Source organism: Pelomonas sp. V22 (assembly GCF_030014915.1).
GTDB lineage: Bacteria > Pseudomonadota > Gammaproteobacteria > Burkholderiales > Burkholderiaceae_C > JAUASW01.
The window spans coordinates 307374-332829 of the sequence record NZ_JAGIXS010000005.1 but is presented as its reverse complement, the minus strand read 5'-3'; the positions used below and the strand labels follow the sequence as shown (position 1 = coordinate 332829).

The window sequence follows — 25456 nt, the reverse complement described above, 5'->3', positions numbered from 1 at the left end:
GGCCCCTAACCAGCTCAGCTCGTGAATGAGGATGCCATGCAGACCAACACCGAACCCGAGGTGCCCCTGCCCCTCACCGTGCTCGTCGTCGACGACACCGGCGAGAACCTCAGCATCATCGGGCAGCTGCTGCGCCCCCACTACCGCGTGCGGGTGGCCAACTCGGGCGCGCATGCGCTGGTGGCGGCTGCCGGCGAGCCCCGGCCCGATCTGATCCTGCTCGACGTGATGATGCCGGAGATGGACGGCCACGAAGTGCTGCGCCGCCTGCGCGCCCAGCCTTCCACCGCGGACATCCCGGTGATCTTCGTCACTGCGCTGGACGCTGACGAGGACGAGGAGATCGGTCTGGCCCTTGGGGCCGTGGACTACGTCACCAAGCCGATCAAGCCGGCCCTGCTGCTGGCCCGGGTCAAGGCCCACCTGGAGCTCAAGCGCTGGCGGGACTGGCTGAGCAACAAGAACGCCGAACTGGATGCCGAGGTGCATAGGCGCATGCTCGAGAACGAGCTGATCAAGGAGGTCAGCCTGCATGCCCTGGCCCTGCTGGCCGAGAAGCGCGACAACGAGACGGGCAACCACCTGCATCGCACCCAGTCCTACGTGAGCGTGCTGATACGCGCGCTGCGCAAGCATCCGCGCTTCGAGGCCGCGCTGGCCAACCCGATGGACTGCCAGCGCATGGTGCGTGCCGCGCCGCTGCACGACATCGGCAAGGTGGGCATCCCGGATGCCATCCTGCTCAAGCCCGGCAAGCTCACGCCCGACGAATTCGAGATCATGAAGACGCACGCTGCCATCGGCAGCCAGGCCCTGGCGGACGCCATCGAGCGGGTGCGGAACCGCCAGCCGTTCAGTGGCGTCGACTCGGACACCTCGCTGGCCTTCCTGGCGACGGCGCAAGACATTGCCGGGGGGCATCACGAGAAATGGGATGGCAGCGGCTACCCGCGAGGGTTGGCCGGCGACGCCATTCCGCTGCCCGCGCGCCTGATGGCGGTGGCCGACGTGTTCGATGCGCTGATGTCCCGGCGCCACTACAAGCAGGCCTTTCCACTGGAGCAGGCGCTTGAGATCATGCGCGACGGTCGCGGCAAGCATTTCGATCCGGACATCGCAGACGCCTTTCTGCGCAGCGTGGACGAGTTTGTCGACATCTCGCGGCGCTTCGCCGACCACGAGGCGGAGCAGGCGCCATGAGGCGGTGGCTGCTGCTGCACAGCCTGCTCGGCGCCTCGCTGCTGGCATGCGCGCCCGCTCTGGTGCAAGCGCAGGCGCAGGCAGCCAGCTCACCGGCCTTCAAGGAACGCATGGCCACGCCGGCCCAACTGAAGGCCCTGCGCCAGGGCGGCTATGTGCTCTACATCCGCCACGGCGCCACCGACAACAGCCGAGCCGACCACCTGCCCGTCGATCTCAGCAACTGCGAAACCCAGCGGGTGCTCAGCGAGGAGGGGCGTGCCGGCATGCGCCTGCTGGGCCAGCGCTTCCGCCGCCTGGGCATCCCGGTGCACGAGGTGCTGTACAGCCCGACGTGCCGCACGCGCGACTCCGCCCTGCTCGCCTTCCCGGACCTTCCGCGCCGCAGCGAGCATGACCTGATGTATTCCGCCAACTTCACGTCGGAGCAGAAGAAGCCGCTGCTCGTCACGATCCGAAGGCTCGTGTCCACGCCGCCGCCGGCAGGCAGCAACACGGTGCTGATCGCGCATGCCCCCAATCTGGCCGACCTGATCGGCTACTTCGTCAACCCGGAAGGCACGGTCGTCATCCTGCAGCCGCACGGCAAAGGCGGCTTCGAGTACCTGGCCAGCATCCCGCCAACGCTCTGGGACAGCTTGCTGGCCCGACCCCTGAGCCCATGACCACCAACCAGAAATTCGCCAAGCAGGCCCGCCGACTGCGCTTCCTGGCCGTGTTCTTCGTGCCGATGGCGCTGGCACTGAGCGGCAGCCTGCTCTATGCGATGTGGTCGGATCGGGTCCAGGCGCAGGCCACCGAAGCCGTGTTCGTCGAGCAGCGGCATGACCTGGCGGTGGCCGCCGATGCTCTAGCGATCAGCCGCGAGTTGCTGGGCCTTCAGCAGCAGGTCGAGGACCTGATGGCCGACACGCACCGCCTGTCCGACGCGGCCCAGACCTATGCGCTGCACGCCCGTGCCGTCGATGCGATGGCGGGGGTCGAGCAACGCCTGCTCAAGCTGCCGGTGACCCAGGCAAACGCGGAAGCCGAGGCGACGCTGGCCCAGGCCCGTGAACGCTTCAATGATTTCCGGCGCGACCTGATCCGCAGCACCGACCTCGCCGCCATCGATGCCACGCAGGCACGTGAGCTGCTGAGCCGCACGGCGCGGCACTTCCTGAGCTTCTCGCAGAGTGCGCATGTACTCGCCCAGCAGCTGACCAAGCACACCAGCGACGAAGCACAGGCATCCATTGCCCAGGTCCGCGAGGACAACGCAGTTCGCCTTCGCTGGGTGGCGCTGGGCACGCTGGCCCTGGTCCTGGCCTGGCTGGCCGTAGCAAGGCGCATCGCCATGCGGCTGGACTGGATCAACGAAGCGGTGAACGACATCGCCCAGGGCAGCGGCATCGACGATCCCAAGCTGCGCGAGCAACTGCTGACACAGGCCAGGCCCTCGGGCAGCCTGCTTGGCTCGCTGGCGGCCTCGCTGCTGGAGTTCTCGCGCGTGCAGGCGGAGCGTGACCAGGCGCAACAGGCCCTGGACGCGGAACGCCTGCAATTGCGCACCCTGATCCAGGGAATGCCCGACCTGGTCTGGCTCAAGGACGCCGACGGCGCCTATCGCATCTTCAACCGGCGTTTCATGGAACTGACCGGGCGCGAGGCGGCCGATCTGGTCGGCAAAACCGATGCAGACCTGTTCGCCGCTGAAGAGGTTCAGCGCTACCGCGACGCCGACCGCCTGGCCCTGGCAACGGGCCAGCACACGGTCGAACCGCATTGGCGGACCTTCGCCGACGGCCACCGCGAACGCGTGCTCGTGATCAAGACCCTGATCCGTGATGCGGCCGGGCAGTTGATCGGCATCCTCGGCGTGGGCCGCGATGTGACAGCCCTGCATGCCGCCGAGCAGGAACTGATGCAGCACCGCGAACGACTGCAGCAACTGGTGGCCGAGCGCACGGAGGAGTTGCAACGTGCGAATGAAGAGCTGCGCATCGTGTTCGACGCTGCCACCGTCGGCATCGTGCTGCTGCGCCGCCGACGCGTCCTGCGCTGCAACGCCCGGTTCGCACAGATGCTGGACCGGCCCATGGAGATGCTGACCGGCGAATCAACCCGCCTCTGGTATGGCAGCGACGAGGAATTCGAGCAGGCCGGACGCCAGCTCTACCCGGAAGGCGCCAGCTACGACAACCCCGCCGCCCTGGAGCAGTCGCTAACGCGCAGCGACGGCAGCCGTTTCTGGGCACGCATCACAGGCGCGCCGCTGCGCCTGGAGGGCCAGGCTGATCTGGTGATTGGCATCATCGAAGACGTGACGCGCGAGCACGAAGTGGCCGAGGCCCTGCGTGCCGCCAAGGACGCGGCCGAGAGCGCCAACCGCGCCAAGAGCTCCTTCCTGGCGAACATGAGCCACGAGATCCGCACGCCGATGAACGCCATCATCGGCCTCACCCATCTGCTCAAGCGCGACCAGGTCAACGAGCGCCAGCGCCAGCAGCTCGAGAAGATCTCCGGCGCGGCCCTGCACCTGCTGGCCGTCATCAACGACATCCTCGATTTCTCGAAGATCGAGGCCGGCAAGTTCACGCTGGAGCCCACGGACTTCGACCTCGAACGCTGCATCGCCAACGTGTTCGCACTGAACGCCGATCGCGCCGACGCCAAGAACCTGGAGGTGGTGGCCGACATCGGCACGCTGCCGCCCCAGCTGCATGGCGACGGGGTGCGACTCGGCCAGGTGCTGCTGAACTTCGTCAGCAACGCGGTGAAGTTCACCGAACACGGCAGCGTGGTGCTGCGCGGCAGCCTGGTGCTCGAGGAGGGCGAGGAGCTCTGGCTGCGCTTCACCGTCACCGACACCGGCATCGGCCTCACGCCGGAGCAGCAATCCCGCCTGTTCCGGGCCTTCGAGCAGGCCGACACATCGACCACCCGGCTGTACGGCGGCACGGGCCTGGGCCTCGCCATCTGCAGGCGGCTGGCCGACCTGATGGGCGGGCAGGTCGGGGTGCGCAGCGAGCCCGGAAAGGGCAGCAGCTTCTGGATTGAGCTGCCGCTGCGCCGCGCGCAGGCGCCGGTGGCAGAGCCGGTCGCCCTGCCCCCCGGCACGCGGGTGCTGGTGGTGGACGACATGGAAGAAGCACGGCAGTCCCTGTCCGACATCCTGAGCCGCCTCGGAGCCCGGGTGGAAACTGCGAGCGACGGCAGCCAGGCCCTCGTGCTGCTGGCCGAGGCCGAGGCCAGCGCCGACCCCTACAGCCTGCTGCTCACCGACTGGCAAATGCCCGAGATCAACGGTGTCGAGCTGGTGAACCGGCTCACACAGCTCAACCTGCGCCAGCGCCCTGTCTGCCTCCTCATCAGCGGCTCGACCGGTTGCCCGCAGGCCGACATGTTGCCGGGCGAGATCGCGGCCTTCCTGCCCAAGCCGGTGCTGCCGGCACAGTTGCTCGACGCAGTGGCCAAGGCCTGGGCTCAGGCCCTGCACACGGGGCCCGACCCGCAGCGGGCGCCACCTGCTGCCCCCCCCAAGACGGCGGGTGCACGCATCCTGCTCGCCGAGGACAACCCGCTGAACCAGGAGGTGGCAGCCGAGCTGCTGCGCGAGCTCGGCTATGCCGTGGACCTGGCCGACGACGGCCTCGCGGCGCTGGAGATGGCACAGCAGCATCGCTACGACCTGATCTTGCTCGACCAGCAGATGCCGCGCCTCGACGGCCTGGAAACCTGCCGACGGCTGCGCGGCCTGCCGGCCTACCGGACGACCCCCATCATCGCCATGACCGCCAACGCCTTTGCGCAGGACCGCGCAGCGGCGCTGGCTGCCGGCATGAACGATCATGTGCCCAAGCCGGTGGAGCCGGACCAGCTGCGCGACACGCTGGCACGCTGGCTCCAGGCCGCCCCCGGGGCGACTGCCGCGGCCGACGCGGCACCTGCACATGCTGCCCCACCCCTCACCGGCCCGACCAGCGAGCTGCGCGAGCGGCTGAAGGCGCTGGCCGGCTTGAATCTCGAACTGGGCCTGCGCAGCGTGCGGGGCCAGGAGCAGCGCCTCGCCGCCCTGCTGCAGCGCTTCAATCAGGACCACAGCGCCGACGCGCTGCATTGCCGACAGGAATTGCAGGATGAACATCCCGACCAGGCCCGCCACCGCATGCACACGCTGCGCGGCGTGGCAGGTACGCTGGGGCTTTCGGCCATCCAGCAGCTGGCACGCGCGGTGGAACAGCCCCTGCAGGCCCAGCCGCCCGACACCGCCGCTGCCGAGGCCGCCCTCGAGCCGCTCGCGCAGGCGCTGGCGCAGGTCCAGCAGCAAATGGGCACCTGGCCTGACATGGTGCTGGCGCCGGCAAGCACCAGTCCCAATCTGGAGCGGCTGCGTGAGGCGCTGATGAACTGGCTGGTGCTGCTGCGGCGCGACGACCTGGACGCGGCGGACGCCTTCGTTCCGTTGCGCCCCTGGCTGGAGCAGTTCTGCCCGGAGCTCGTGCGCCCGCTGACGGTGGCGGTCGATGGCTTTGATTTCCGGACCGCCGCCACCCTGGCCGAGCAGGCCTGGAAAAGACTGACTCCGTCCTGAGGCCGGCGCTCAGCTGCGCTGCTTGTCGTTGTCCTTGTGGCCGATCAGGCGCACCAGCGCCTGGCGCAGGCGCTGGGCATCGATGGGCTTGGTCAGGAAGTCGTTCATGCCCGCAGCCAGGGCTTCATCGCGCTCGGAGATCAGGGCGGCGGCGGTCAGCGCAATGATGGGCAGTTCGGTCGCATTGAAGCGGCGGCGCACCACGCGCGTGGCCTCGTGGCCGCTCATCACCGGCATCTGCACGTCCATCAGCACGGCGTCATAGGGCTTGCCCAGCGTGGCGGCGGCGTTGATGGCCTCGATGGCCTGGCTGCCGTCGCTGGCCTGCGCCACCTCCAGGCCCCACTGCTCCAGCAGGGCCACGGCGATCATCATGTTGACCGGGTTGTCCTCGACCATCAGCACACGCAGGCCTTCGAGGTCCTCGTTGTTGCGCGCCTCGCGCAGCTGGGTGCTGATGGGCGTGGGCGCGGCCGGCAGGTCCAGTTCGGCCCAGAAGACCGAGCCCTGGCCGTATTCGCTGTCGACGCCGACCTGGCCGCCCATCAGCTCGGCCAGCTCGCGGCAGATCGAGAGGCCGAGGCCGGTGCCGCCGAAGCGCCGCGTGGTCGATTCGTCGGCCTGCGTGAACGGCTGGAACAGGCGCTCGCGCAGCTCGGGCGAGATGCCGGGGCCGGTGTCCTGCACCTCGATGCGCACGCGCTCGGCGCTCAGCGCCCGCACGCGCACGGCCACCGAGCCGCTCTCGGTGAACTTGAGCGCATTGGTCAGGTAGTTGGAGAGGATCTGACGGGTGCGCACCGGGTCGCCCACCACCCAGGCCGGCACGCTCGCGTCGACTTCGATCTGGAACGTGAGGCCGCGCGCCTGCGCCAGCGTCAGGTAGGCCAGCTTCATCGTGCCGAGCATGTCGCGCAGCGCGAAAGGCACCGTCTCCAGCGTCAGGCGGCCGGCCTCGATCTTGGAAAGGTCGAGGATGTCGGAGATCAGGCCCGAGAGGCTCTCGGCGCTGTCCAGCATCTGGTCCAGGTACTCGCGCCGCTTGTCCTCCTTCATGTCGGGCTGCTGCAGCATGCGCGCGAGGCCCACGAGGCCGTTCAAGGGCGTGCGGATCTCATGGCTGGTGTTGGCCAGGAAGGCGCTCTTGGCGCGGTTGGCGGCCTGCGCCTCGTCCTTGGCCTGGGCCAGCGCGGCCTCGACGCGGCGGCGCTCGGTCACATCTTCAAGAATCCAGATCGTGCCGCCGCGGCTCGGGTGGTTGGGGTCCACCGCGCGGGCCAGCAAGCGGCACAGGAAGGTGGAGCCGTCGCGGCGCTTCATCGAGCGCTCGGTCTCGACCTGTTCGCCGGACGCCAGGCGCGGCCCCAGCTCGGCGCCGACCAGTTGCCAGTCCTCCACGCTCGGCCAGACCACGCTGCCATGCTGGCCCACCAGCTCGCCCGGCCCCCAGCCGAACATCTGCTCCACCAGCGGGTTGACCAGCACGAAATGCTGGTCGCGCGTGAGCGTGATGCCGATGGAGGCGTTCTCGAGGATGGCCGAGTGCACGAGGCGGGTGCGCTCGGTGTCGGTCACGTCGCGGGCATTGATGACCAGGTAGCTCTGGCCCTCCATCTCGAAGGGCGCGGCCGACAGCACCATGGACACCGGCAGGCCTGACTTGCTGCGGAAGCTGACCGGCAGCTCGCTCGCCCTGCCATGCTCCCGCACCGCCGCCACCACGCGGGCGCGGTCCTCGGGGTCGTACCAGATACCGAGCTCGTCGGCCGTGCGGCCCAACACCTCCTCGGTGGTGTAGCCGCTCAGCTGCTCGAAGGTCTTGTTGACCATGGCGTAGCGGCCGGTCGCCATCTCGGTCAGCGTGATCACGTCGGGGCTGGTGGCCACCAGGTGCGAGAGCAGGGCCTCGGAGCGGCGCAGCGCCTCCTGGGCGCGCGAGGCCTCGGTCTGGTCAATGAAGAAGGACAGCGTGGCCGGACCGCCGATGGCATCAACCCGCACCGTCGTGACCTGCACCAGGCGGCGCCGGCGCGACAGCGTGCGCAGGCGGAACTCGGCCTGCGGCAGCATCGCGCCCACCGGCATGGCCTCGATGCGGGCGGCGCGCTGGCGGGCCCGTTCGTCCTCGCCCGGCTCGTAATGGGCAAAGATGTCCTGGCCGATCATGCTGGAGCGCTGGGTGTAGCCGAACATGGCCATGGCGGCCGGGTTGGCATCCAGCACGCGGCCCCAGCGGTGCAGCACCAGCGGGCTCGGTGAGCGGCGGAACAGCTCGCGGTAGCGCGTCTCGGTGGCCTGGATGGTCTGCTCGGCCTGGACCTCGTTGGTCACGTCGCGGCCCACGCCCCAATAGCCGCGGAAGTTGCCCTCGGCATCGAAGCGCGGCTCCCCGCTGATCGACACATAGCGCTGGCCGCCGTCGCTGCTGCGGCGGCGCGCCACCAGGCCATGGAAGGAGCGGTGCGATTCGAGGTCGGCGCGGTGGGCATCGAGCTCCTCGTCCGACAGGCCCATGTTCTCCAGCTCCCAGGGCGTCTTGCCGAGGCGCGAGCTGAGGTCGAGGCCCGAGGAGCCGGGCTTGTCCTCGGCCAGGTGGGTGAAGCGGAACTCGCGGTCCATCTCCCAATACCAATCGGCCGCCATCGACAGCAGGTGGCGAAAGCGGGCATTGCGGTCGTTGGCCTCGCTGACCGACCGCTTGACCATGCGCAGGGTCGCCAGGCCCACCACCAGGCCGGTCAGCAAGACCACGGCATGAGCAGCCAGCATCAAGGGGATCCGGGGCGGCCCGGTCCTCGGAACGATCTCGCCGCTCAGCTGGCCCCAGGCGATGGCCGCCAGGCCCGCACCGGCCGCCGCCAGCATCGCCAGGCCGGAGCGCAGGCCCTGTATGGCCGTGGCCATGGCCACGGTCAGCGCCAGCACTCCCAGACCGACAGCATTGATGCCGGCCTGGCGCACGAAGGCCGCTGCCACGGCGACGAACACCACGCTGAACAGCACGGCGAGCACGAAGCCGCGTCCGTAGCGCCGGGGCAGCTTCCACAGGCCGATGAAGCACAGGCCGATGAAGCACAGGCCGCTCATCAGCACCAGCAGCAGCGGCATCAGCCAGCCCTGCATCAGCTCATCCGGCCTGCGGTAAATCAAGAGCGCCAGGCTCAGTGCCAGGCCCAGCGTGCCGCAGCCACCCGCCAGCAGGCGCACCGAGCGCCACTGGATGCGGCTCTCGAGCGCCCCCTGCTGGGTCGCCAGGTCATGTTCCTGGCCAACCAGGCTGCTCAGTTCCTCGAGGGTGTCCCTGCTCTTCTTGATCACGCGGCCATGCTCCCGGCATCAGAAGCGTGAGTCTGACCCAGAAGGCGGTCACCGGGCCATAGAGAGCGGCCCCGTCGGCGCGAAAACCGCCCGCTTTGCCGCGCAGGTCACGATCGGCGCGACAGAGCGAGAAATACTGCTCAGCCCTGACCACACGGATTGTGGCGGGCCTTCGACAGCCACAGGCCCCTTCCGGGCCCTGTGCGCGGTCTCAGCGCGCCGCGTTCAAGCTGTCGCGCGTCTGCATCGCCACGCGACGGGCGGCCGCGGCGAAGTCCTCGCCCGAGCTGGCGTAAAGCACGGCCCGCGAGCTGTTGACGATGATGGGAGCACCCTCGCGCCAGCCGGCCTTGACCGTGGCCGCCGCATCGCCGCCCTGGGCGCCCACGCCGGGGATCAGGAGCGGCAGCGTCGGCGCCAGCTCGCGCACGCGGGCGATTTCCTCGGGGAAGGTCGCGCCCACCACCAGGCCCAGTTGGCCGTTCTTGTTCCACTCGGTTTCGGCGAGGCGGGCCAGGTGCTCATAGAGGCGAGGCTGGCCCGGCACATCGGCCAGGCGCTGCATCTGCCAGTCATTGCCGCCGGTGTTGGAAGTGCGGCACAGCAGGATGGCGCCCTTGTCGGGGTAGCGCAAATAGGGCTCGATGGTGTCGAAGCCCATGAAGGGCGAGAGGGTCACGGCATCGGCCTGGTAGCGCTCGAAGGCCTCGCGGGCGTACTGCTCGGCGGTGGAGCCGATGTCGCCGCGCTTGGCGTCGAGGATCACCGGCACCTGGGGCGCCACGCGCTTGATGTGGGCCATCAGGCGCTCCAGCTGGTCTTCGGCGCGCTGGGCATGGAAGTAGGCGATCTGCGGCTTGAAGGCGATCACCAGGTCCTTGGTCGCGTCGACGATGGCGGAGCAGAAGTCGTAGATGCGCGAGGCATCGCCCTTCCAGGCGCCCGGGAACTTGGCCGGTTCCGGGTCCAGGCCCACGCACAGCAGGGAGTTGTTGAGGCTGGCGGCGGCGTGGATCTGCTGGACGAAGTTCATGGCTTGAGTCAGGGGCGCGAAGACCCGCTATTGTCCTGCTTTTGAAATCGGGGAGAGAGAAGCGATGCAGGTCCTGAGCACCGAGCGGCTGCGGCTGCGCTGGTTCGACGCCGACAAACCCGGCGACGCCGAGTTCATCCTGGAGCTGCTCAACGAGCCGTCCTGGCTGCAGAACATCGGCGACCGCAATGTCCACAGCCTCGACGCTGCCCGCGCCTTCATCACCGACCGCCTGGTCGGCGGCTACTGGTTCCAGGGCTTCGGCTTCTGGGCCGTGGAGCGCCTCGCGGATGGCGCCCTGCTCGGCATGTGCGGCCTGATCAAGCGCGACAGCCTGCCCCATGTGGACGTGGGCTACGGCTTCGTGCCGCGCGCCTGGGGCGCCGGCTATGCCCGCGAGGCCGCTGCCGCCTGCCTGCGCTACGGCCATGAGGTGCTGGGGCTGAACACCATCCTCGGCATCACCTCACCCAGCAACACCGCCTCGGCCCGCGTGCTGGAAGGCATTGGCCTTCGACATGTCGAAACCACCGTGCTCGATGGCGAGACCCGCGAGACCGCGCTGTTCCGCTGGGACGCGCCGGCCACCGCCCCCCTGGACGACATCGCCCAGATCGAGCTGCTGCTGCACCGCGTGCTGGGCGCCTTCGACAACCGGCAGGGCGCGATACCGCTGATCGCCAGTCTGCCGCGCTGGCTGCTGCCCCACGCCAGCATCGCCTGCGACCGGCCCGAGGGCCTGGAGCTGATGGATCCGCGCACGTTCATCAAGCCGCGCGCCGAGCTGCTGTTCGGCGGCCGATTGAGCGAGTTCACGGAAGGCTTGCACGGCCCGCTGCAGACCGAGCTGCTCGGCCGCATCGCCCAGTTGCGCCTGCGTTATCGCAAGTCCGGCGTGCTCGACGGCCAGGCTTTCGAGGGCAGCGGTGAGAAGCGGCTGCAAGTCGTCAAGACCGCCGACGGCTGGCGCGTGGCCGCGCTGGCCTGGTGTGACGACGTCGCGGCCTGATCCGCCAGAATCAAACCCAGCCCACAGGAGATGCCCATGCGCCGCCGCCAGCTCTTGATTGCCTCCGCACTCGCCCTTCCCCTGCTGCAGGCCCAGGCCGCCGAAACGGGCAGTACCGGGGAGTGGTACTTCATCTTCCTCGAGACCGGCAAGCCCACGCCGGACGACAAGGCGGCCGTGCAAAAGATGCAGCAGGGCCATCTGGACAACTTCGTGCGCCTGCATGCCGAAGGCAAGCTGTTTGCCGCTGGGCCCATGCGCGACCCGGCCCGCGTCAAGCGCGGCATCGTCGTGGCCAAGGCGCCGTCGCGCGAGGCCTTGCAGCGCTACTTCGATCCGGACGAGTACGTGCGCGAGGGCTATATGACGGTCAACGCCGCCGTCGCCCGGCCCAACAAGGCCTTGATCACACTGGCCGTGAATCCCGGCGGCATCGAGGAAGCGCGCATCGTACTGATCGGCCGCGACGAGAAGGCCACGCCGGCCGCGCAGGTTCAGCGCCGCGCGCTGCTGCAGCAGCAGGTCGACAGCGGCCGTTTCGGCGCCTGGTACTCGCTCGCCACCGGTCCGGTGGCGGAGGTGCTGTTCGCCAAGACCACCGATGGCGACGCCCTGCAAGCCGCGCTGGCCGCCTACCCGGGCTTGGCCGACAAGACGGTCAGCCTCGATGTGTGGGGTCAGTGGCTGGGCAAGGGCGTGCTGAACTGAGCGCTCAGATCCGCACTCAGATCCGCTTCGCCAACTCTTCCGCCTTGCCGGTGTAGCTGCCCGGCGTCATGGCCAGCAGCCGGGCCTTCTCGGCCTCGGGCAGTTCCAGCGTGGCGATGAATTCGGCGATGGCCTCGCGGGTGATGGCCTTGCCGCGGGTCAGCTCCTTCAGGCGCTCGTAGGGGTTGGGCAGGGCGTAACGGCGCATCACGGTCTGAATGGGCTCGGCCAGCACTTCCCAGGCGTGGTCGAGGTCGTCAGCCAGGGCGGCTTCGTTGATCTCGAGCTTGTCCAGGCCCTTCAAGAGCGAGTCGTAGCCGAGCACGGCGTAGCCGATGGCCACGCCCATGTTGCGCAGCACGGTGGAGTCGGTCAGGTCGCGCTGCCACCGGCTGACGGGCAGCTTCTGCGACAGATGGCTCAGCACGGCCGAGGCCAGGCCGAAGTTGCCCTCGGCATTCTCGAAGTCGATCGGGTTGACCTTGTGCGGCATGGTCGAGCTGCCGATCTCGCCGGCCTTGGTGCGCTGCTTGAAGTAGCCCAGCGACACATAGCCCCAGACGTCGCGCGACCAGTCGATCAGGATGGTGTTGACGCGGGTCATCGCGTCGAACAGCTCGGCCATGTAGTCGTGCGGTTCGATCTGGATGGTGTAGGGGTTGAAGGTCAGGCCCAGCTGGCCTTCGATCACGCGCTGCGAGAAGCCTTCCCAGTCGAACTCGGGCCAGGCGCTCAGGTGGGCGTTGTAGTTGCCGACGGCGCCGTTCATCTTGGCCAGCAGCTTCACGTCAGCAATGCGCTCGCGGGCATTGCGCAACCTGGCCACGACGTTGGCGATTTCCTTGCCCACGGTGGTGGGGCTGGCGGTCTGGCCGTGCGTGCGGCTCAGCATCGGCGTGGCGGCCATGGCGTGGGCCATGTCGGTGAGCTTGGCGATGATCTTGTCGATGGTCGGCAGCACCACGTCCTGGCGCGCGGCCTTCAGCATCAGGCCGTGGCTGGTGTTGTTGATGTCTTCGCTGGTGCAGGCGAAGTGCACGAACTCGCCGGCGGCCTTCAGCTCGGGCTGCGACTCGAAGCGCGACTTCAGCCAGTACTCGACCGCCTTGACGTCATGGTTGGTGGTCTTCTCGATGTCCTTGATCGCTTGCGCGTCGGCTTCCGAGAAGCGCGTCACGAGGCCGCGCAGCAGGCCGCGCGAGGCTTCGGACAGCGGCTTGAATTCGGCGAAGCCGGCATCCGACAGCGCGATGAACCACTCGACCTCGACCTGCACGCGGCGGTGCATCAGGCCGAACTCCGAGAGCAGCGGGCGCAGGGCGGCGAAACGCGAGGCGTAGCGGCCGTCCAGCGGCGAGAGAGCAGTCAGAGCGGAGAGCGTCATGGTGGGGTGTGGCGCAGGGCCGGATGAGGGCAAACCCGCAGATTTTAGCCGCAGGGCCCGGGCGGGGAATCGCCCCCACAATGCGGCCGCTGAGCTCGACAACATTCAGTCCAACAAAAATCCTCGGGGAGCCCGATCTTGTCTCGTCCATTGCGCACCGCCCTGCTCTGCGCCGGCCTGCTGGCCTTGAGCGCCTGCCAGCCCAAGAGCGCCGAAGCCCCCTCCGCCGCGAGTTCGCCTGCTGCCAATGCCGCGCAACTGGCCCAGCTGCAGCAGGGCGTCGACCAGTTGCTCAAGCGCTACCGCCAGATGATCGTGCTGATGGACGGCGAGGCTCAACTCAAGCCTGCCGAGCGCCGCGCCGTCGCGGCCGTGGGGCAGCTGATCTTCCACGAGATGCGCGAGGGCACGGAAGCGCTGTGGAAGCTCTCGGCCGCCCACCAGGACCCGGCCCTCGTGGCCGCGCTGGCCCAGGTGCTGGACCGCATCGAGTCCGAGCCCAGCTGGTTCGATGCCGACCGCCTGGCCTTCAAGGACTACCTCGCCCGCATCGCCGAGCAGTACGCCGGCGCGCAAAGCCTGGCGGCGCTGAAGCTGGCCAAGCGCGCGAACGAAGACCTGGCCGTGCTGGCCGAGGTCGAACAGGCTTACGAGCGCGAGCTGAAGGACGTCTTCGGCCGCTTCGGCAACAAGCGCGGCATCGAGCTCAAGCGCGAGAAGTGGAGCGACTACGTGGCCAAGCTGCGCAGCCTCTACAGCCGCGAGCAGATCCTGCGCGACTACGCCACCATCGTGCCCTATGCCAGCGCCACGCCGGCACCGGCGGCTTCATCGGCAGCACCGCGCGAGCTGTTCGGCGAGGACCTGCCAGCGAAGACGGTCCTGCTGACCTTCGACGACGGCCCGCATGGCCGCTACACCGACGAGATCCTCGAAATCCTCAAGCGCTACCAGGCGCCCGCCGTTTTTTTTCAGCTGGGCCAGAACCTCGGCAAGCTTGACGCCAAGGGCCAGGTCTTGCCTGGGCCGGGCAGCCAGGTGGCGCAGCGGGTTCTGGCCGCCGGCCACCAGCTCGCCAACCACAGCTTCACCCATGGCCTGATGTCCAAGTTCGAACAGGCCAAGGTGCGCGAAGAAGCCGCCAACACCGAGGCCCTGCTCGACAAGGCCGGCCGGCAAGGAGCGCCGCTGTTCCGCTTCCCTTACGGCGCGCGCAACGAGGCCGCGCTGGCCACCGTCGAGGCGCTGAAGCTGCGCTCGATGATGTGGAACATCGACTCGCTGGACTGGTCTGACCCCATCCCCAAATCCATCGCCGCGCGCGTGCTCGGCGAGCTGGACAAGCGCCAGCGCGGCATCGTGCTCTTCCATGACATCCATGCCCGCACCGTCCAGGCCCTGCCCCTGGTGCTCGACCAATTGAGCGCCGAAGGCTACCGCTTCGCCAGCTGGAAGGACGGCCGCATCGTCACGGCCGACGCGGCGGCGCCCGCGCCCATGCCCACGGCCGGCACCAGCCTCTACCGCGACAGCCATGCGCTGATCGTCGGTATCGACCAGTACGACAAATGGCCACGCCTCTCGCATGCGGCCCGCGATGCCAAGGCCATGCGTGAGGCGCTGGAGACGCGCTTCGGCTTCCGCGCCGAGAACATCACGATGCTGCTCGATGGCGAGGCCACGCGCGCCAACATCCTGCGCGCGCTGAACGACAAGCTCGGCGATGCCAAGCGGGTCAAGCGCGACGACCGCGTGCTGGTGTTCTTCGCCGGCCACGGCAGCACGCGGCGCCTGCCCAGCGGCCGCGAGATCGGCTATGTGATCCCGGTCGATGCTTCGCAGGATGATTTGCAGACCGACGCCATCGCCATGCCGCAACTGCAGGAAGTGGCCGAGGCCTTGAGCGCCAAGCATGCGCTCTTCGTCATCGACGCCTGCTACTCGGGCCTCGGCCTCACGCGCGGCGGCGCCGCCAATTTCGCGCGCGACAACAGCCGCCGCATAGGCCGGCAGATGATGACGGCCGGTGGCGCCGACCAACAGGTGGCCGACGATGGCCCTGGCGGGCATTCGGTCTTCACCTGGACGCTCTTGCAGGCCCTGTCGGGCAAGGCCGACCTGAACGGCGACGGCCTGATCACCGGCACCGAGCTGGCCGCCTATGTAGCGCCGGCCGTCTCGGCCATCGCGCACCAGACGCCGGCCTTCGGCAGCCTGCCGGGCTCGGAGGGCGGCGAGTTCGTGTTCGAGCTGCCGGTGGTGGAGCAGGCCTTGAGCGGCGACAGCAACCAGCTCGACGCCGCCGCCAGCCGCCTGGCCAAGCGCATCGACGAGGTGGCTTCGCCGCAGACCGCCGCCAGTGCGGTGAAGGTGACCATCACCGGGCTGGATGGCAAGGAGCAGTCGCTCTCCACCTCCACCGCCAAGGTCGAGACCGGCTCGCGTGTGGCCGCCCAGCGCGCCAACGACCGCGGCCTGCAGCTCTACAAGGAGCGCCGCTACGACGAGGCCGAGGCCGCCTTCGTCGAGGCACTGAAGCAGCAGCCCTCATTCGCCCTCGCGGCCAACAACCTCGGCTTCGTCTACTTCAAGCGCGGCAAGCCGGCCGAGGCGGCGCGCTGGTACGAAAAGGCCATTGCGATGGATGGCAGCCGGGCCCTGGCCTGGCTCAACCTCGGCGATGCGCGGCTGCAGGCCGGCGACGATGCGAAAGCACTGGAGGCCTACAAGACCTTCGTGGGCCTCTCACCCAAGCATGGCCGTGCGGCCGAGCTGCAGGCCTTCATCGCCGAGCCGGATGCGGCGCACCGGCCCAAGCTGCCGCTCTGATCAAGTGTTGAGCGGCCGTTTGATCAGCGACTGATCAACGCCGGCCGGGCAAGGCCCAGCGCAAGCCGCGCGTGAAGGCTGCAGGGGCCACCGAGAGGTGGTCCTCGTCGGCGATCACCTGCGACTGGATCTGCAGGCCGCGCAGCTTGCCGGCGCGCAGCAGCTTCTCGAAACGCTGCATGTCGCCGACGATGTCGTCACCCTCCTCGCGCGAGCCGCGCGGCCGCTCCTTGGCGCCGGCCAGCAGCAGCACATGCGCCGGCAGCTCGCCATGCTCGGCGGCCAGGGCCTTCGCGCGCTTCAAGAGCAGGCCCTCGTCGTACCAGAGCGAGGGGCTGCTGAGGATGTATTGCTCGAACATCTTCGGCGTGTTCAGCAAGATGTGCGCGCCCAGCAGGCCGCCATAGGAATGGCCGGCGAAGACCTTGCGACCCATGTCGGCGCGCCAGGTCTTCGCCACATAGGGCAGGACCTGCTCGGCCAGGTAGCGGCGGTACGGTTCGGCCTCGCCGTAGACCTTGCTGGCGCCTCCGCCATCGCGGCGCGGCGTCGGCGTGTAGTCGCGGTTGCGGCTGACCGTGGCGCTGTCGCCCTCCGAGTACGACAGCCCGACGAGGATGAAGTCCTCCAGGCCCCGGCCGCCGTCGCCCACCCGACGGGCAATGCTGCGCAAGAGCGGGAAGCCGTAGTCGGCATCGCTGATGAAGAGCACTGGATAGCGGCGCTGCGGCTCGGCCTCGTAGGAGGCGGGCAGGCTGACGAAGAGCTGGTAATTGCGCTTCAGCGCCGGGGCCGGGAGGGCATGCACCTCGGTGCGTGAGAGCGTGTAGGGAGACTGAGCTTGCGATGGCGCCGCAGCGGCCACGAGCAGGCCCAGCCCCAGGCACAGGGAGCGGATCAGCATGACGGCGCGCCTCAGCTGTGCAGCTTGGCGAGCGACTGGCGGATGCGGGCCGCGTCGCGCAGGCGCTGGGCCGAGCCATCGGCGTCCAGCAGCACCACCGTCACTGGCTTGCCGCCGCTCACCATGCGCATGGTCAGGCAGCGGCCGGCTTCCTCGGTGTAGCCGGTCTTCGAGAGGCGGATGTCCCAGCCCTTGGCACCGACGAGGCGGTTGGTGTTGTTCACGTCGCGCGGCTTGCCGTTCAGGGGCACGCTCGCCTTCTTGTCGCTGGTGATCTTGCTGATCTCGGCATAGCGGGCGGCCGCGTTGGCGATCTTGGCGACCTCGACCGCCGTCGAGGTGTTGGCGGGCGAGAGGCCGGTGGGCTCGGCAATCGCCGTGCGCGTGAGGCCGAGGCTGCGGACCTTGGCCTGCGCGGCCTGAACAAAGGCCGCCATGCCACCGGGGAAGGTGCGGCCCAGGGCGGCAGCGGCGCGGTTCTCGGAGGCCATCAGGGCCATCTTCAGCGCGGCGAGGCGGCTCATCTCAGTGCCCACGCGCACACGCGAGGCGCTGTGCTTGAGCGTGTCCACGTCCTCGGGCGCGATGCGGATCTTCTCGTTCATGTCGAGCTTGGCATCGAGCACGACCATGGCCGTGATCAGCTTGGTCAGCGAGGCGATGGGCACGACCTGGTCGGCGTCCTTGGCCATCAGCACGCGGCCGGTGGCGTCTTCCAGCACCAGGGCGTGCTTGGCATTGACGGCGAGCTTGAAGGCCGGCGCATCAGCGGCGGATTCGGCGGCCGGGGCCGGCTTGGCGATGTTGCGGGCTGCCGACGGCAGGGCGGCGAAGGCGAGGCTGAGGGCCAGCAGGCTCAGCCAGTTTTTGGGGGTGGTTTGGGGGACGGGAACCATGGCTAGCAGAGACGGCATGGCGCGCATTGTGGCCGCATTGCGGGGCTGCCCCAGGAGATACCAGTGCGACCGCCCAACTTGGACTGGCCTGCAGGCGGCCATCGCCCAATCGTGAGCAATCTCACGAGTAGGCACTGCCGCCTAGGTAGAAACCTTGATTCGTTGATACCAATCAAAGACACTTCGTTACCACTTGGCACACCCGCTTGAAAGACGGGGTCGCAAAGCCTCCGGTCTACCGCCATGCCCTCTCGGGTGCGGCCACGATAGCGGGGTTGCCGGAGGGCCCGCAAGGGTCGCTCTGCCGCAAGCGGGGCTCAGGCCCCGCTGCTTGCTTCATGGTCTTTCGCGCGGCTGCGCCGGCACTTCATCGAGGGCTCAATCGCCTGCTGATCGGGGTGCAGTCCAACCCCAGCGTCCGCCTTGAAGAAGCCATGAAGTCCTCCCCCTCGAAGTCCCTTCCCCATGCCAGCCTGGCGCGCCGCGTCGCGGTTGCGGGCAGCCTCGGCGTCGCCGCCCTGATCGGTCTCTCCTGCCTCGCCCTGAGCCTGCGCAGCGCCGGCCATGAGCGCGATGCCGCCGCCGCCCTGGCCCGCAGCGAAGCCGGCGCCATCGCCCGCATGGCCGATGCCTTCGATGCCCAGGCCCGATTGATGGCCGAGCGCTTCTACAACACCTTCGCCACCGAGTTCAGCGGCCGCTTCAGCCAGAACACCGAGGGCGAACTCATCTACGACGGCCGCAAGCTGGCCGGCAATTTCGACGCGGTGGACCGCTTCAGCCAGAACACCGGCGGCGCCGCCACCATCTTCGTGCGCGAGGGCGACGACTTCCGTCGCATCGCCACCTCCTTGAAGAAGGAGAACGGCGAGCGCGCCATCGGCACCTTGCTGGGCACCACGCACCCGGCCCACGACAAGCTGATCGCCGGCCAGGCCTATGTGGGCCGCGCCCAGCTGTTCGGTAAGCCCTTCATGAACCGCTATGAGCCGATCCGCGATGCCCAGGGCCGCGTGATCGGCATCCTCTTCGTCGGCTTCGACACCAGCGGCTTCCAGCAGTCGCTCGAGCACCTGGCCGGCGGCGTCAAGCTGTTCGAGCATGGCGGTGTGTTCCTGCTCGACCCCAAGGGCGCCAGCGGCAAGCCGCTGCTGCGCGGCCTGCCGGGCCAGGCGGCCCAGCCGCTCGCCGAGCGCGTGAGCGAGACCGAGGCCTTCATGGCCCAGCTGCAAGACGGTGCCCTCATCCAGAAGGCGCCGGCTCTCCTGAACCGCAAGGCCGAGGACAGCTGGCTGGTGGCCCGCCAGAGCAAGGACAGCGGCCTGTGGGTGCTGGCCGAGGTGCTGGACCATGAGGCGCTGGGCCAGTACTGGATCAACCAGCGTGCCCTGTGGCTGACGCTGGGTGGCGCCAGCCTGGCCCTGGCCATCGGCCTCAGCCTCTTGCTGCGCCATTGGCTCGGCGGCCCGCTGCGCTCGCTGAACCGTGCCGTGGCCCGCGTGGCAGACGGCGATCTCTCAACCACAGTGACCGTGCACCGCAACGACGACCTCGGCGCCCTGGCGCACAGCGTGGAAGCAATGCGCCAGCGCCTGGCCCAAACCATGGGCTCGGTGCGCGAGGCCACCGACAGCATTTCCACCGCCAGCGCCCAGGTGGCCGCCGGCAGCCAGGACCTCTCGGGTCGCACCGAAGAAGGCGCCGGCAGCCTGCAGCAGATTGCCAGCTCGGTGGAGCAACTGGCCGCCGCCGTGACGCAGACGGCCGAGGCCGCCCAGTCGGCCAACACGCTGGCCGGCAATGCCCGCGACGTGGCCTCGCGGGGCGGCGCACTGATGGGCCGCGTGGTCACGACCATGGACGAGATCAATGGCGCCAGCCGGAGAATCAGCGACATCATCGGCACCATCGACAGCCTGGCCTTCCAGACCAACATCCTCGCGCTGAACGCCGCCGTGGAAGCGGCCCGCGCCGGCGACCAGGGCCGGGGCTTCGCTGTCGTGGCCAGCGAGGTGCGCAGCCTCGCGCAGCGCAGCGCCGAAGCCGCCAAGGAAATCAAGCGCCTGATCGGCAGCAGCGTCGAGCAGGTCGAGGCCGGCGCCGAGCTGGTGCACCAGGCCGGCGACAGCATGAGCGAGATCGTGGCCAGCGTCGAGCGCGTCAGCGCCGTCGTGGCCGAGATCAGCACCGCCACGCAGGAGCAGCGTGCCGGCATCGGTGAGGTCAATGGCGCCATCACCCAGCTGGACGGCGCCACGCAGCAGAACGCCGCACTCGTCGAGCAGAGCACGGCCGCCGCCGAAAGCCTGCGCGAGCAGGCCCGCAACCTGGCCGAGGTGGTGGGGGGCTTCCGGCTGCAGCCGGTCTGACATCGAGAGCGCGGCTGAAGCGGAGCTGAAGCCGGGTGCGCTGGACCGGGGGTATGCTGAAAGCCTTCAGCCAGCCCCCAGCCGAGCCATGTCAAATCAAGCCAGCGTTCCCCCCCTGCACTACGACCGTCGCAGCATCCTGCTGCACTGGGTCAGCGCCTTGCTGGTCTTCGGTCTGTGGTGCGTCGGACAGACCATCGACTGGTTCCCACGTGGCACGCCGCGCATCACGGTGCGCAGCCTGCACATCACGTTCGGCGTGCTGCTCGGCTTCCTGATCCTGGCTCGCCTGCTGTGGTGGGCCCGTGGCGGCACGCGGCCGGCAGCCGACTCCGGCCTCGCAGGCCGCATCGCGAAGGCCGCCCATGGCCTGCTCTACCTGCTGCTGATTGCCGCAGTCGGCGCCGGCATCGCCCTGACCCTGGTGCGCGGCGACAACCTGTTCGACCTCTACAAGATCACCTCGATCGCACCCGACAACAAGGCGCTGCGCCACGATGTCAAGGAGCTGCACGAACTGGCAGCCAATGCGCTGCTGATCCTGGCCCTGCTGCATGCGGCAGCGGCCGTCTGGCACCACCGCGTGCTGAAGGACGGCGTGCTGCGCCGCATGTGGCCCACGCTCAAATAGGCGCGCGAGCCCGGCCATGCTGATACGCGATGTCTGCTTGAGCGATGGCCGCCAGGGCCGGGACCTGCTGGTGCAGGACGGGCGCATCGCCGCCATCGGCCCACAGCTTGCCGCGCCGGAGGGCACGGAGATCATCGACGGTCAGGGCTGGCTGCTGAGCCCGCCCTTCGTCGATGCGCACTTCCATCTCGATGCCACCCTGAGCCATGGCCAGCCACGCGTCAACGACAGCGGCACCCTGCTCGAAGGCATCGCGCTGTGGGGCGAGCTCAAGCCGCAGCTGACGCAGGAGGCGCTGATCGAGCGCGCCCTGCGCTACTGCGACTGGGCCGTGGCACGCGGCCTCCTGGCGATACGCAGCCATGTGGATGTCTGCGACGACAGGCTGCTCGCGGTCGAGGCGCTGCTGGAAGTGAAGCGCCGGGTCGCGCCCTACCTGGACCTGCAACTGGTGGCCTTTCCGCAGGATGGCCTCTTGCGCTCAAAGAACGCGCTGGTGAATCTGCGCCGCGCGCTGGACCTCGGCGTCGAGGTCGTCGGCGGCATTCCGCATCACGAGCGCACCATGGCCGAAGGCGCCGAGAGCGTGCGCATCCTCTGCGAGCTCGCCGCCGAGCGCGGCCTGCGCGTGGACATGCATTGCGACGAGAGCGACGACCCGCTGTCGCGCCATGTCGAAAGCCTGGCCTTCGAGACGCAGCGCCTCGGCCTGCAAGGCCGCGTCACCGGTTCGCACCTGACGTCCATGCATTCCATGGACAACTACTACGCCGCCAAGCTGATCGCCCTGATGGCCGAAAGCCGGCTCGGCGTGGTGGCCAATCCGCTGATCAACATCACGCTGCAGGGCCGCTTCGACAGCTACCCCAAGCGCCGCGGCATGACCCGCGTGCCCGAGCTGCTGGCGGCCGGGCTGGATGTCGCCTTCGGCCACGACTGCGTGCTCGACCCCTGGTACTCCATGGGCAGCGCCGACATGCTGGAGGTCGCCACCATGGGCCTGCACGTGGCGCAGATGACCTCGCGCACCGCCATGCGCCAGTGTTTCGAGGCGGTGACGGTCAATGCCGCGCGCATCGTCGGCCTCGAGGGCTATGGGCTTGAAGTGGGCTGCCATGCCGACTTCGTCCTGTTGCAGGCCCGCTCGCCGGAGGAGGCGATCCGGCTGCGCGCTGCGCGCCTGCTGGTGGTGCGCCGGGGCCAGGTCTTGAGCCGCATGGCGCCGGCCATCGCCTCGCTCCACCTGGCGGGCCGCCCTTCCAGCGTCGACTGGAGCTTCAGCCCACCCCGGTGAGCCGGCCGAAGCAGCCAGGGCGCGCAAAAGTGTGGCGCAAGCCCGCAGGCCTGACAAGCCGCATTTCCCTGCCCTAGATCGCCGATTTTGTACAGCCTATCGTGGCCGAACCGCTTGGCTAGAATCGCGCCGCACTGAGAGGGGGCCGTCGGCTCCTCCCACCCAAGACATGAAGCTCATCGGATCCCTTACCAGCCCCTACGTCCGCAAGGTCCGCATCGTGATGGCGGAGAAAAAGCTCGACTACCAGCTGGTGCTGGAAGACGTGTGGAGCAATGACGCCATCCTCAAGATGAACCCGCTGGGCAAGGTGCCTTGCCTGGTGATGGAAGGCCAGGACTCGATCACCGGCGCGGTGTTCGATTCGCGCGTCATCGTCGAGTACGTGGATACCTTGTCGCCGGTCGGCAAGCTCATCCCCGAGCGTGGCCGCGAGCGCACCGAAGTGCGCACCTGGGAAGCGCTGGCCGATGGCCTGATCGACGCCTCCATCCTTTCGCGCCTAGAGCACACCTGGGGCGGCCGCACGCCCGAGCAGCGCAGCCCCGCGTGGATAGAACGTCAGATGGGCAAGGTCTACGCCGCCCTGCGCGCCATGGGCCAGGGCCTCGGCGAAAAAGCCTGGTGCTCGGGCAATCACTTCTCGCTGGCCGACATCTCGGTGGGCTGCGCGCTCGGCTACCTGGACCTGCGCTTCCCGTCGATTGACTGGCGCGGTGACCATCCCAACCTCGCCAAGCTCTACGAGAAGCTCAGCACCCGCCAGAGCTTCATTGATACCGTTCCACCCGCCGCCTGATCGGGCGACCTGCAGCGCATTCAGGCGCTGTGCTGGACGGCACGCTGCGGTAGCAGGTGCAGCTCGTGGTACAGCGCCGCAAACCGTCGCTCCACGTCGGCAAGGCTCAACTGCCAGCGCTGACCGATTTCCTCGCTCAACAGGCCACTGGCCACCAGGCTCAGCAGGTGCTGGTCGCTGAGGCTCAGCGGCTCATGGCCGGCCAGCGGTGCCAGGTCTTGCCCCGAGGCCACGCATTGCGCCAGTTGCAGGTTGCTGCGCGGCAGGCCGAAGGCGGCCAGCATCTGGCGCGCGATCATCGGCGACATGCCCGCCCGACCCTCATGCAACTGGCTGAGCGCCGCCGGCAGGGCCGCGCCTGAGCCGGCGTCGACGCAGTAACCGTCGCCGCCGCTGCGCAGCGCTTCAAAGAGCAAGAGATCGTCGGCCGAAGGCGTCAGCAGCAAGACCTTGGGGCGCTGTTCGCCCTCGGGCTGCAATTCGCGCAACAGGCGCGTGGCATTGCCATCGACCAGGCGCAGATCGCAGGCCAGCACATCGGGCTGGTGCAGATGCACCTGGCCAGCGGCCTCGCGCACCTGCTCGGTCTGGCCGCAGAGCTGCCAATGCCCTTCCTGGGCCAGCACGGTGCCGGCGCGTATCAGCGATTGATGGGTTCGACGGATCAGGAAGGCGGAGGGCATGCAGCAGGAACACGAGGTAGCGCTGCGGATTGTCCCGAGCGCGCCGGGCCGGACAACCCCGTGATCCGGTGCCCCCCAAATCCAGGGATCGTTCCAGGGATCAGGCCGGCGATGGCTCAGGCATGCGGCGAGCCCACCAGGCCCTGCGGCGCAAAACTCTGCGCGCTGGCGATCGGCCAATAGACCTTGAACACATTGCCCGGCAGTTCGCCGCCGCCCAGCAGCGCGCCCGGCTTGATGAAGGGCAGGAGGTTGGCCAGCAGCTTGACCTCGTGCCGGCTGACCCGGTGCACGATGTGGGCCGCCGTGATGTCGCCCGGGTGCAAGAGGCCGGCCGCCTGCACCAGCTCCTGCAGGGCCTTCAAGGTGTTGTCGTGATAGCTGAAGACGCGCTGGGTCTTGTCGGGCACGACGAGGGCCTGCTGGCGCAGGCTGTCCTGCGTGGTCACGCCGGTGGGGCAATGGCCGGTGTGGCAGGCCTGGGCCTGGATGCAGCCCAGCGAGAACATGAAGCCGCGCGCCGAATTGCACCAGTCGGCCCCCAGGGCCATCATGCGCGCGATGTCGAAGGCGCTGACCACCTTGCCGGCGCAGCCCAGCTTGACCTTGTGACGCAGGTTCAGGCCGACGAGCGTGTTGTGAACCAGGAGCAGCCCCTCTTGCAGCGGCGCGCCCACATGGTCGGTGAACTCCAGCGGCGCGGCGCCGGTGCCGCCCTCGGCACCGTCGATGACGATGAAGTCCGGCGTGAGCCCGGTCTCCAGCATGGCCTTGGCGATGGCGAACCATTCCCAGGGATGGCCGATGCAGAGCTTGATGCCGACCGGCTTGCCGCCCGAGAGCTGGCTCAGCCGCTCCAGGAACTGCAGCAGTTCCACCGGCGTGCCGAAGGCGCTGTGCGAGGCCGGTGAGATGCAGTCCTCGCCCACCGGCACGCCGCGTGCCTCGGCGATCTCGGGCGTCACCTTGGCACCGGGCAGCACACCGCCATGGCCGGGCTTGGCGCCCTGGCTCAGCTTCAGTTCGATCAGCTTGACCTGCGGATCGCGGGCATTGGCCTCGAAGCGCTCGGCATTGAACGTGCCATCGGCATTGCGGCAGCCGAAGTAGCCCGAGCCGATCTCCCAGATCAGGTCGCCACCGTTGGCGCGGTGGTGCACGCTGATCGAGCCCTCGCCGGTGTCATGCGCGAAGCCGCCTTTCTTGGCGCCGGCATTGAGCGAGCGGATCGCATTGGCGCTGAGCGCGCCGAAGCTCATCGCCGAGATGTTGAAGATGCTGGCCGAATAGGGCTGGGCTCGGCCCTCGCCGATGGTGATGCGGAAGTCATGCGAAGGCAGGTGGGTGGGCGAGAGCGAATGGTTGATCCATTCGTAGCCCTCCAGCTGCACGTCGAGCTGGGTGCCGAAGGGGCGCTTGTCCGGGTCGCCCTTGGAGCGCTGATAGACCAGCGAGCGCTGCTGGCGCGAGAACGGCGCGGCCTCGCTGTCGCCCTCGATGAAGTACTGGCGGATCTCGGGGCGTATGTATTCGAGGATGAAGCGCAGGTGGCCGATCACCGGGTAGTTGCGCAGCACCGAGCGCTTGGTCTGGCGCACGTCGTACCAGCCGACCCAGGTCAGGGCACCGAAGAGCAGCACCAGCGGCACGCCATAACGGCTGTAGAACAGCAGGCCGAGGCTGATGCCGAACAGGGCCGCGCAGAGCAGCCAGGTGGCATAGCGGACCGGAAAGTGATGATCGACGGATTGCAACCAACGGGGCATGGAGAGCACCTTTCGCGCTGAACAGCGCTGGCCTGCATGCTATGCCCCGCAAGCCCGGCC

General features: G+C 68.6%; 17 protein-coding genes and 1 riboswitch. Of the genes, 10 read left to right on the top strand and 7 right to left on the bottom strand.

What is annotated here, in order from left to right; all coding sequences use genetic code 11:
- The first annotated feature begins 36 nt into the window (after nucleotides 1-36).
- Genes J7U46_RS17515 through J7U46_RS17505 form a run of 3 tightly spaced genes read left to right on the top strand, consistent with a single transcriptional unit; the run spans nucleotide 37 to nucleotide 5773 of the window.
- Entirely contained in the window at nucleotides 37-1200 is a 1164-nt protein-coding gene (locus J7U46_RS17515) for an HD domain-containing phosphohydrolase (RefSeq protein WP_282828134.1), read from the top strand.
- Nucleotides 1197-1865 carry a histidine phosphatase family protein gene (locus J7U46_RS17510; protein WP_282828132.1) on the top strand — a complete coding sequence of 223 codons (669 nt, stop codon included), beginning with the start codon at nucleotides 1197-1199 and terminating at the stop codon, nucleotides 1863-1865. The genes J7U46_RS17515 and J7U46_RS17510 overlap by 4 nt, the downstream gene beginning before the upstream one ends.
- Entirely contained in the window at nucleotides 1862-5773 is a 3912-nt protein-coding gene (locus tag J7U46_RS17505; protein WP_282828130.1) for a response regulator, read from the top strand. Before J7U46_RS17510 ends, J7U46_RS17505 begins: the two co-directional genes overlap by 4 nt.
- Before the next feature lie 9 nt (nucleotides 5774-5782).
- Here the strand turns inward: J7U46_RS17505 and J7U46_RS17500 are convergent, their stop codons facing one another.
- Together J7U46_RS17500 and pyrF are read right to left on the bottom strand one after the other, a co-directional pair.
- Nucleotides 5783-9091, bottom strand: coding sequence for a PAS domain S-box protein (locus tag J7U46_RS17500; protein ID WP_282828128.1), 3309 nt, complete (start codon nucleotides 9089-9091; stop codon nucleotides 5783-5785).
- Between the two features lie 211 nt (nucleotides 9092-9302).
- Nucleotides 9303-10124 (bottom strand): orotidine-5'-phosphate decarboxylase, encoded by an 822-nt coding sequence (pyrF, locus tag J7U46_RS17495; protein WP_282828126.1) that lies wholly within the window; start codon nucleotides 10122-10124, stop codon nucleotides 9303-9305.
- 64 nt (nucleotides 10125-10188) lie between these two features.
- On the opposite strand from pyrF, the gene J7U46_RS17490 reads away from it, so the two are divergent.
- Both J7U46_RS17490 and J7U46_RS17485 read left to right on the top strand, forming a co-directional pair.
- Nucleotides 10189-11133 (top strand): GNAT family N-acetyltransferase, encoded by a 945-nt coding sequence (locus tag J7U46_RS17490; protein WP_282828123.1) that lies wholly within the window; start codon nucleotides 10189-10191, stop codon nucleotides 11131-11133.
- 36 nt (nucleotides 11134-11169) lie between these two features.
- Nucleotides 11170-11841 carry a YciI family protein gene (locus J7U46_RS17485; protein ID WP_282828121.1) on the top strand — a complete coding sequence of 224 codons (672 nt, stop codon included), beginning with the start codon at nucleotides 11170-11172 and terminating at the stop codon, nucleotides 11839-11841.
- 16 nt (nucleotides 11842-11857) lie between these two features.
- On the opposite strand, the gene purB is transcribed toward J7U46_RS17485, so the two are convergent.
- A complete protein-coding gene (gene purB, locus J7U46_RS17480) occupies nucleotides 11858-13225 on the bottom strand; it encodes an adenylosuccinate lyase (protein ID WP_282828119.1) in 1368 nt (455 codons plus the stop codon).
- Between the two features lie 138 nt (nucleotides 13226-13363).
- Here purB and J7U46_RS17475 point away from each other — a divergent pair, with 138 nt between their 5' ends.
- Entirely contained in the window at nucleotides 13364-16054 is a 2691-nt protein-coding gene (locus tag J7U46_RS17475) for a polysaccharide deacetylase family protein (protein WP_282828117.1), read from the top strand.
- Nucleotides 16055-16088: 34 nt separating this feature from the next.
- On the opposite strand, the gene J7U46_RS17470 is transcribed toward J7U46_RS17475, so the two are convergent.
- Together J7U46_RS17470 and J7U46_RS17465 are read right to left on the bottom strand one after the other, a co-directional pair.
- Complete coding sequence (locus J7U46_RS17470; protein ID WP_282828115.1) at nucleotides 16089-16958, bottom strand: alpha/beta hydrolase-fold protein; 870 nt, start codon at nucleotides 16956-16958, stop codon at nucleotides 16089-16091.
- A gap of 11 nt (nucleotides 16959-16969) precedes the next feature.
- Nucleotides 16970-17854, bottom strand: coding sequence for a serine hydrolase (locus tag J7U46_RS17465; RefSeq protein WP_282828113.1), 885 nt, complete (start codon nucleotides 17852-17854; stop codon nucleotides 16970-16972).
- A 185-nt stretch (nucleotides 17855-18039) separates the two neighbouring features.
- Nucleotides 18040-18137: riboswitch (cyclic di-GMP riboswitch) on the top strand.
- Nucleotides 18138-18288: 151 nt separating this feature from the next.
- Here J7U46_RS17465 and J7U46_RS17460 point away from each other — a divergent pair.
- The 4 genes from J7U46_RS17460 to J7U46_RS17445 all read left to right on the top strand — a co-directional run bounded on the left by J7U46_RS17460 (nucleotide 18289) and on the right by J7U46_RS17445 (nucleotide 22947).
- Nucleotides 18289-20223 (top strand): Cache 3/Cache 2 fusion domain-containing protein, encoded by a 1935-nt coding sequence (locus J7U46_RS17460; RefSeq protein WP_282828111.1) that lies wholly within the window; start codon nucleotides 18289-18291, stop codon nucleotides 20221-20223.
- Nucleotides 20224-20311: 88 nt separating this feature from the next.
- A complete protein-coding gene (locus tag J7U46_RS17455) occupies nucleotides 20312-20854 on the top strand; it encodes a cytochrome b/b6 domain-containing protein (protein WP_282828109.1) in 543 nt (180 codons plus the stop codon).
- A gap of 16 nt (nucleotides 20855-20870) precedes the next feature.
- The gene (locus J7U46_RS17450; RefSeq protein ID WP_282828107.1) at nucleotides 20871-22148 is read left to right on the top strand and encodes an amidohydrolase family protein; all 1278 of its coding nucleotides are present in this window, start codon (nucleotides 20871-20873) and stop codon (nucleotides 22146-22148) included.
- Nucleotides 22149-22317: 169 nt separating this feature from the next.
- Nucleotides 22318-22947 carry a glutathione S-transferase C-terminal domain-containing protein gene (locus tag J7U46_RS17445; RefSeq protein WP_282828105.1) on the top strand — a complete coding sequence of 210 codons (630 nt, stop codon included), beginning with the start codon at nucleotides 22318-22320 and terminating at the stop codon, nucleotides 22945-22947.
- A 20-nt stretch (nucleotides 22948-22967) separates the two neighbouring features.
- Here the strand turns inward: J7U46_RS17445 and J7U46_RS17440 are convergent, their stop codons facing one another.
- The gene (locus J7U46_RS17440) at nucleotides 22968-23630 is read right to left on the bottom strand and encodes a hypothetical protein (protein ID WP_282828103.1); all 663 of its coding nucleotides are present in this window, start codon (nucleotides 23628-23630) and stop codon (nucleotides 22968-22970) included.
- 116 nt (nucleotides 23631-23746) lie between these two features.
- Nucleotides 23747-25396: an FMN-binding glutamate synthase family protein gene (locus tag J7U46_RS17435; RefSeq protein WP_282828102.1), complete on the bottom strand. Its 1650-nt coding sequence runs from the start codon at nucleotides 25394-25396 to the stop codon at nucleotides 23747-23749.
- Nucleotides 25397-25456: the final 60 nt, after the last annotated feature.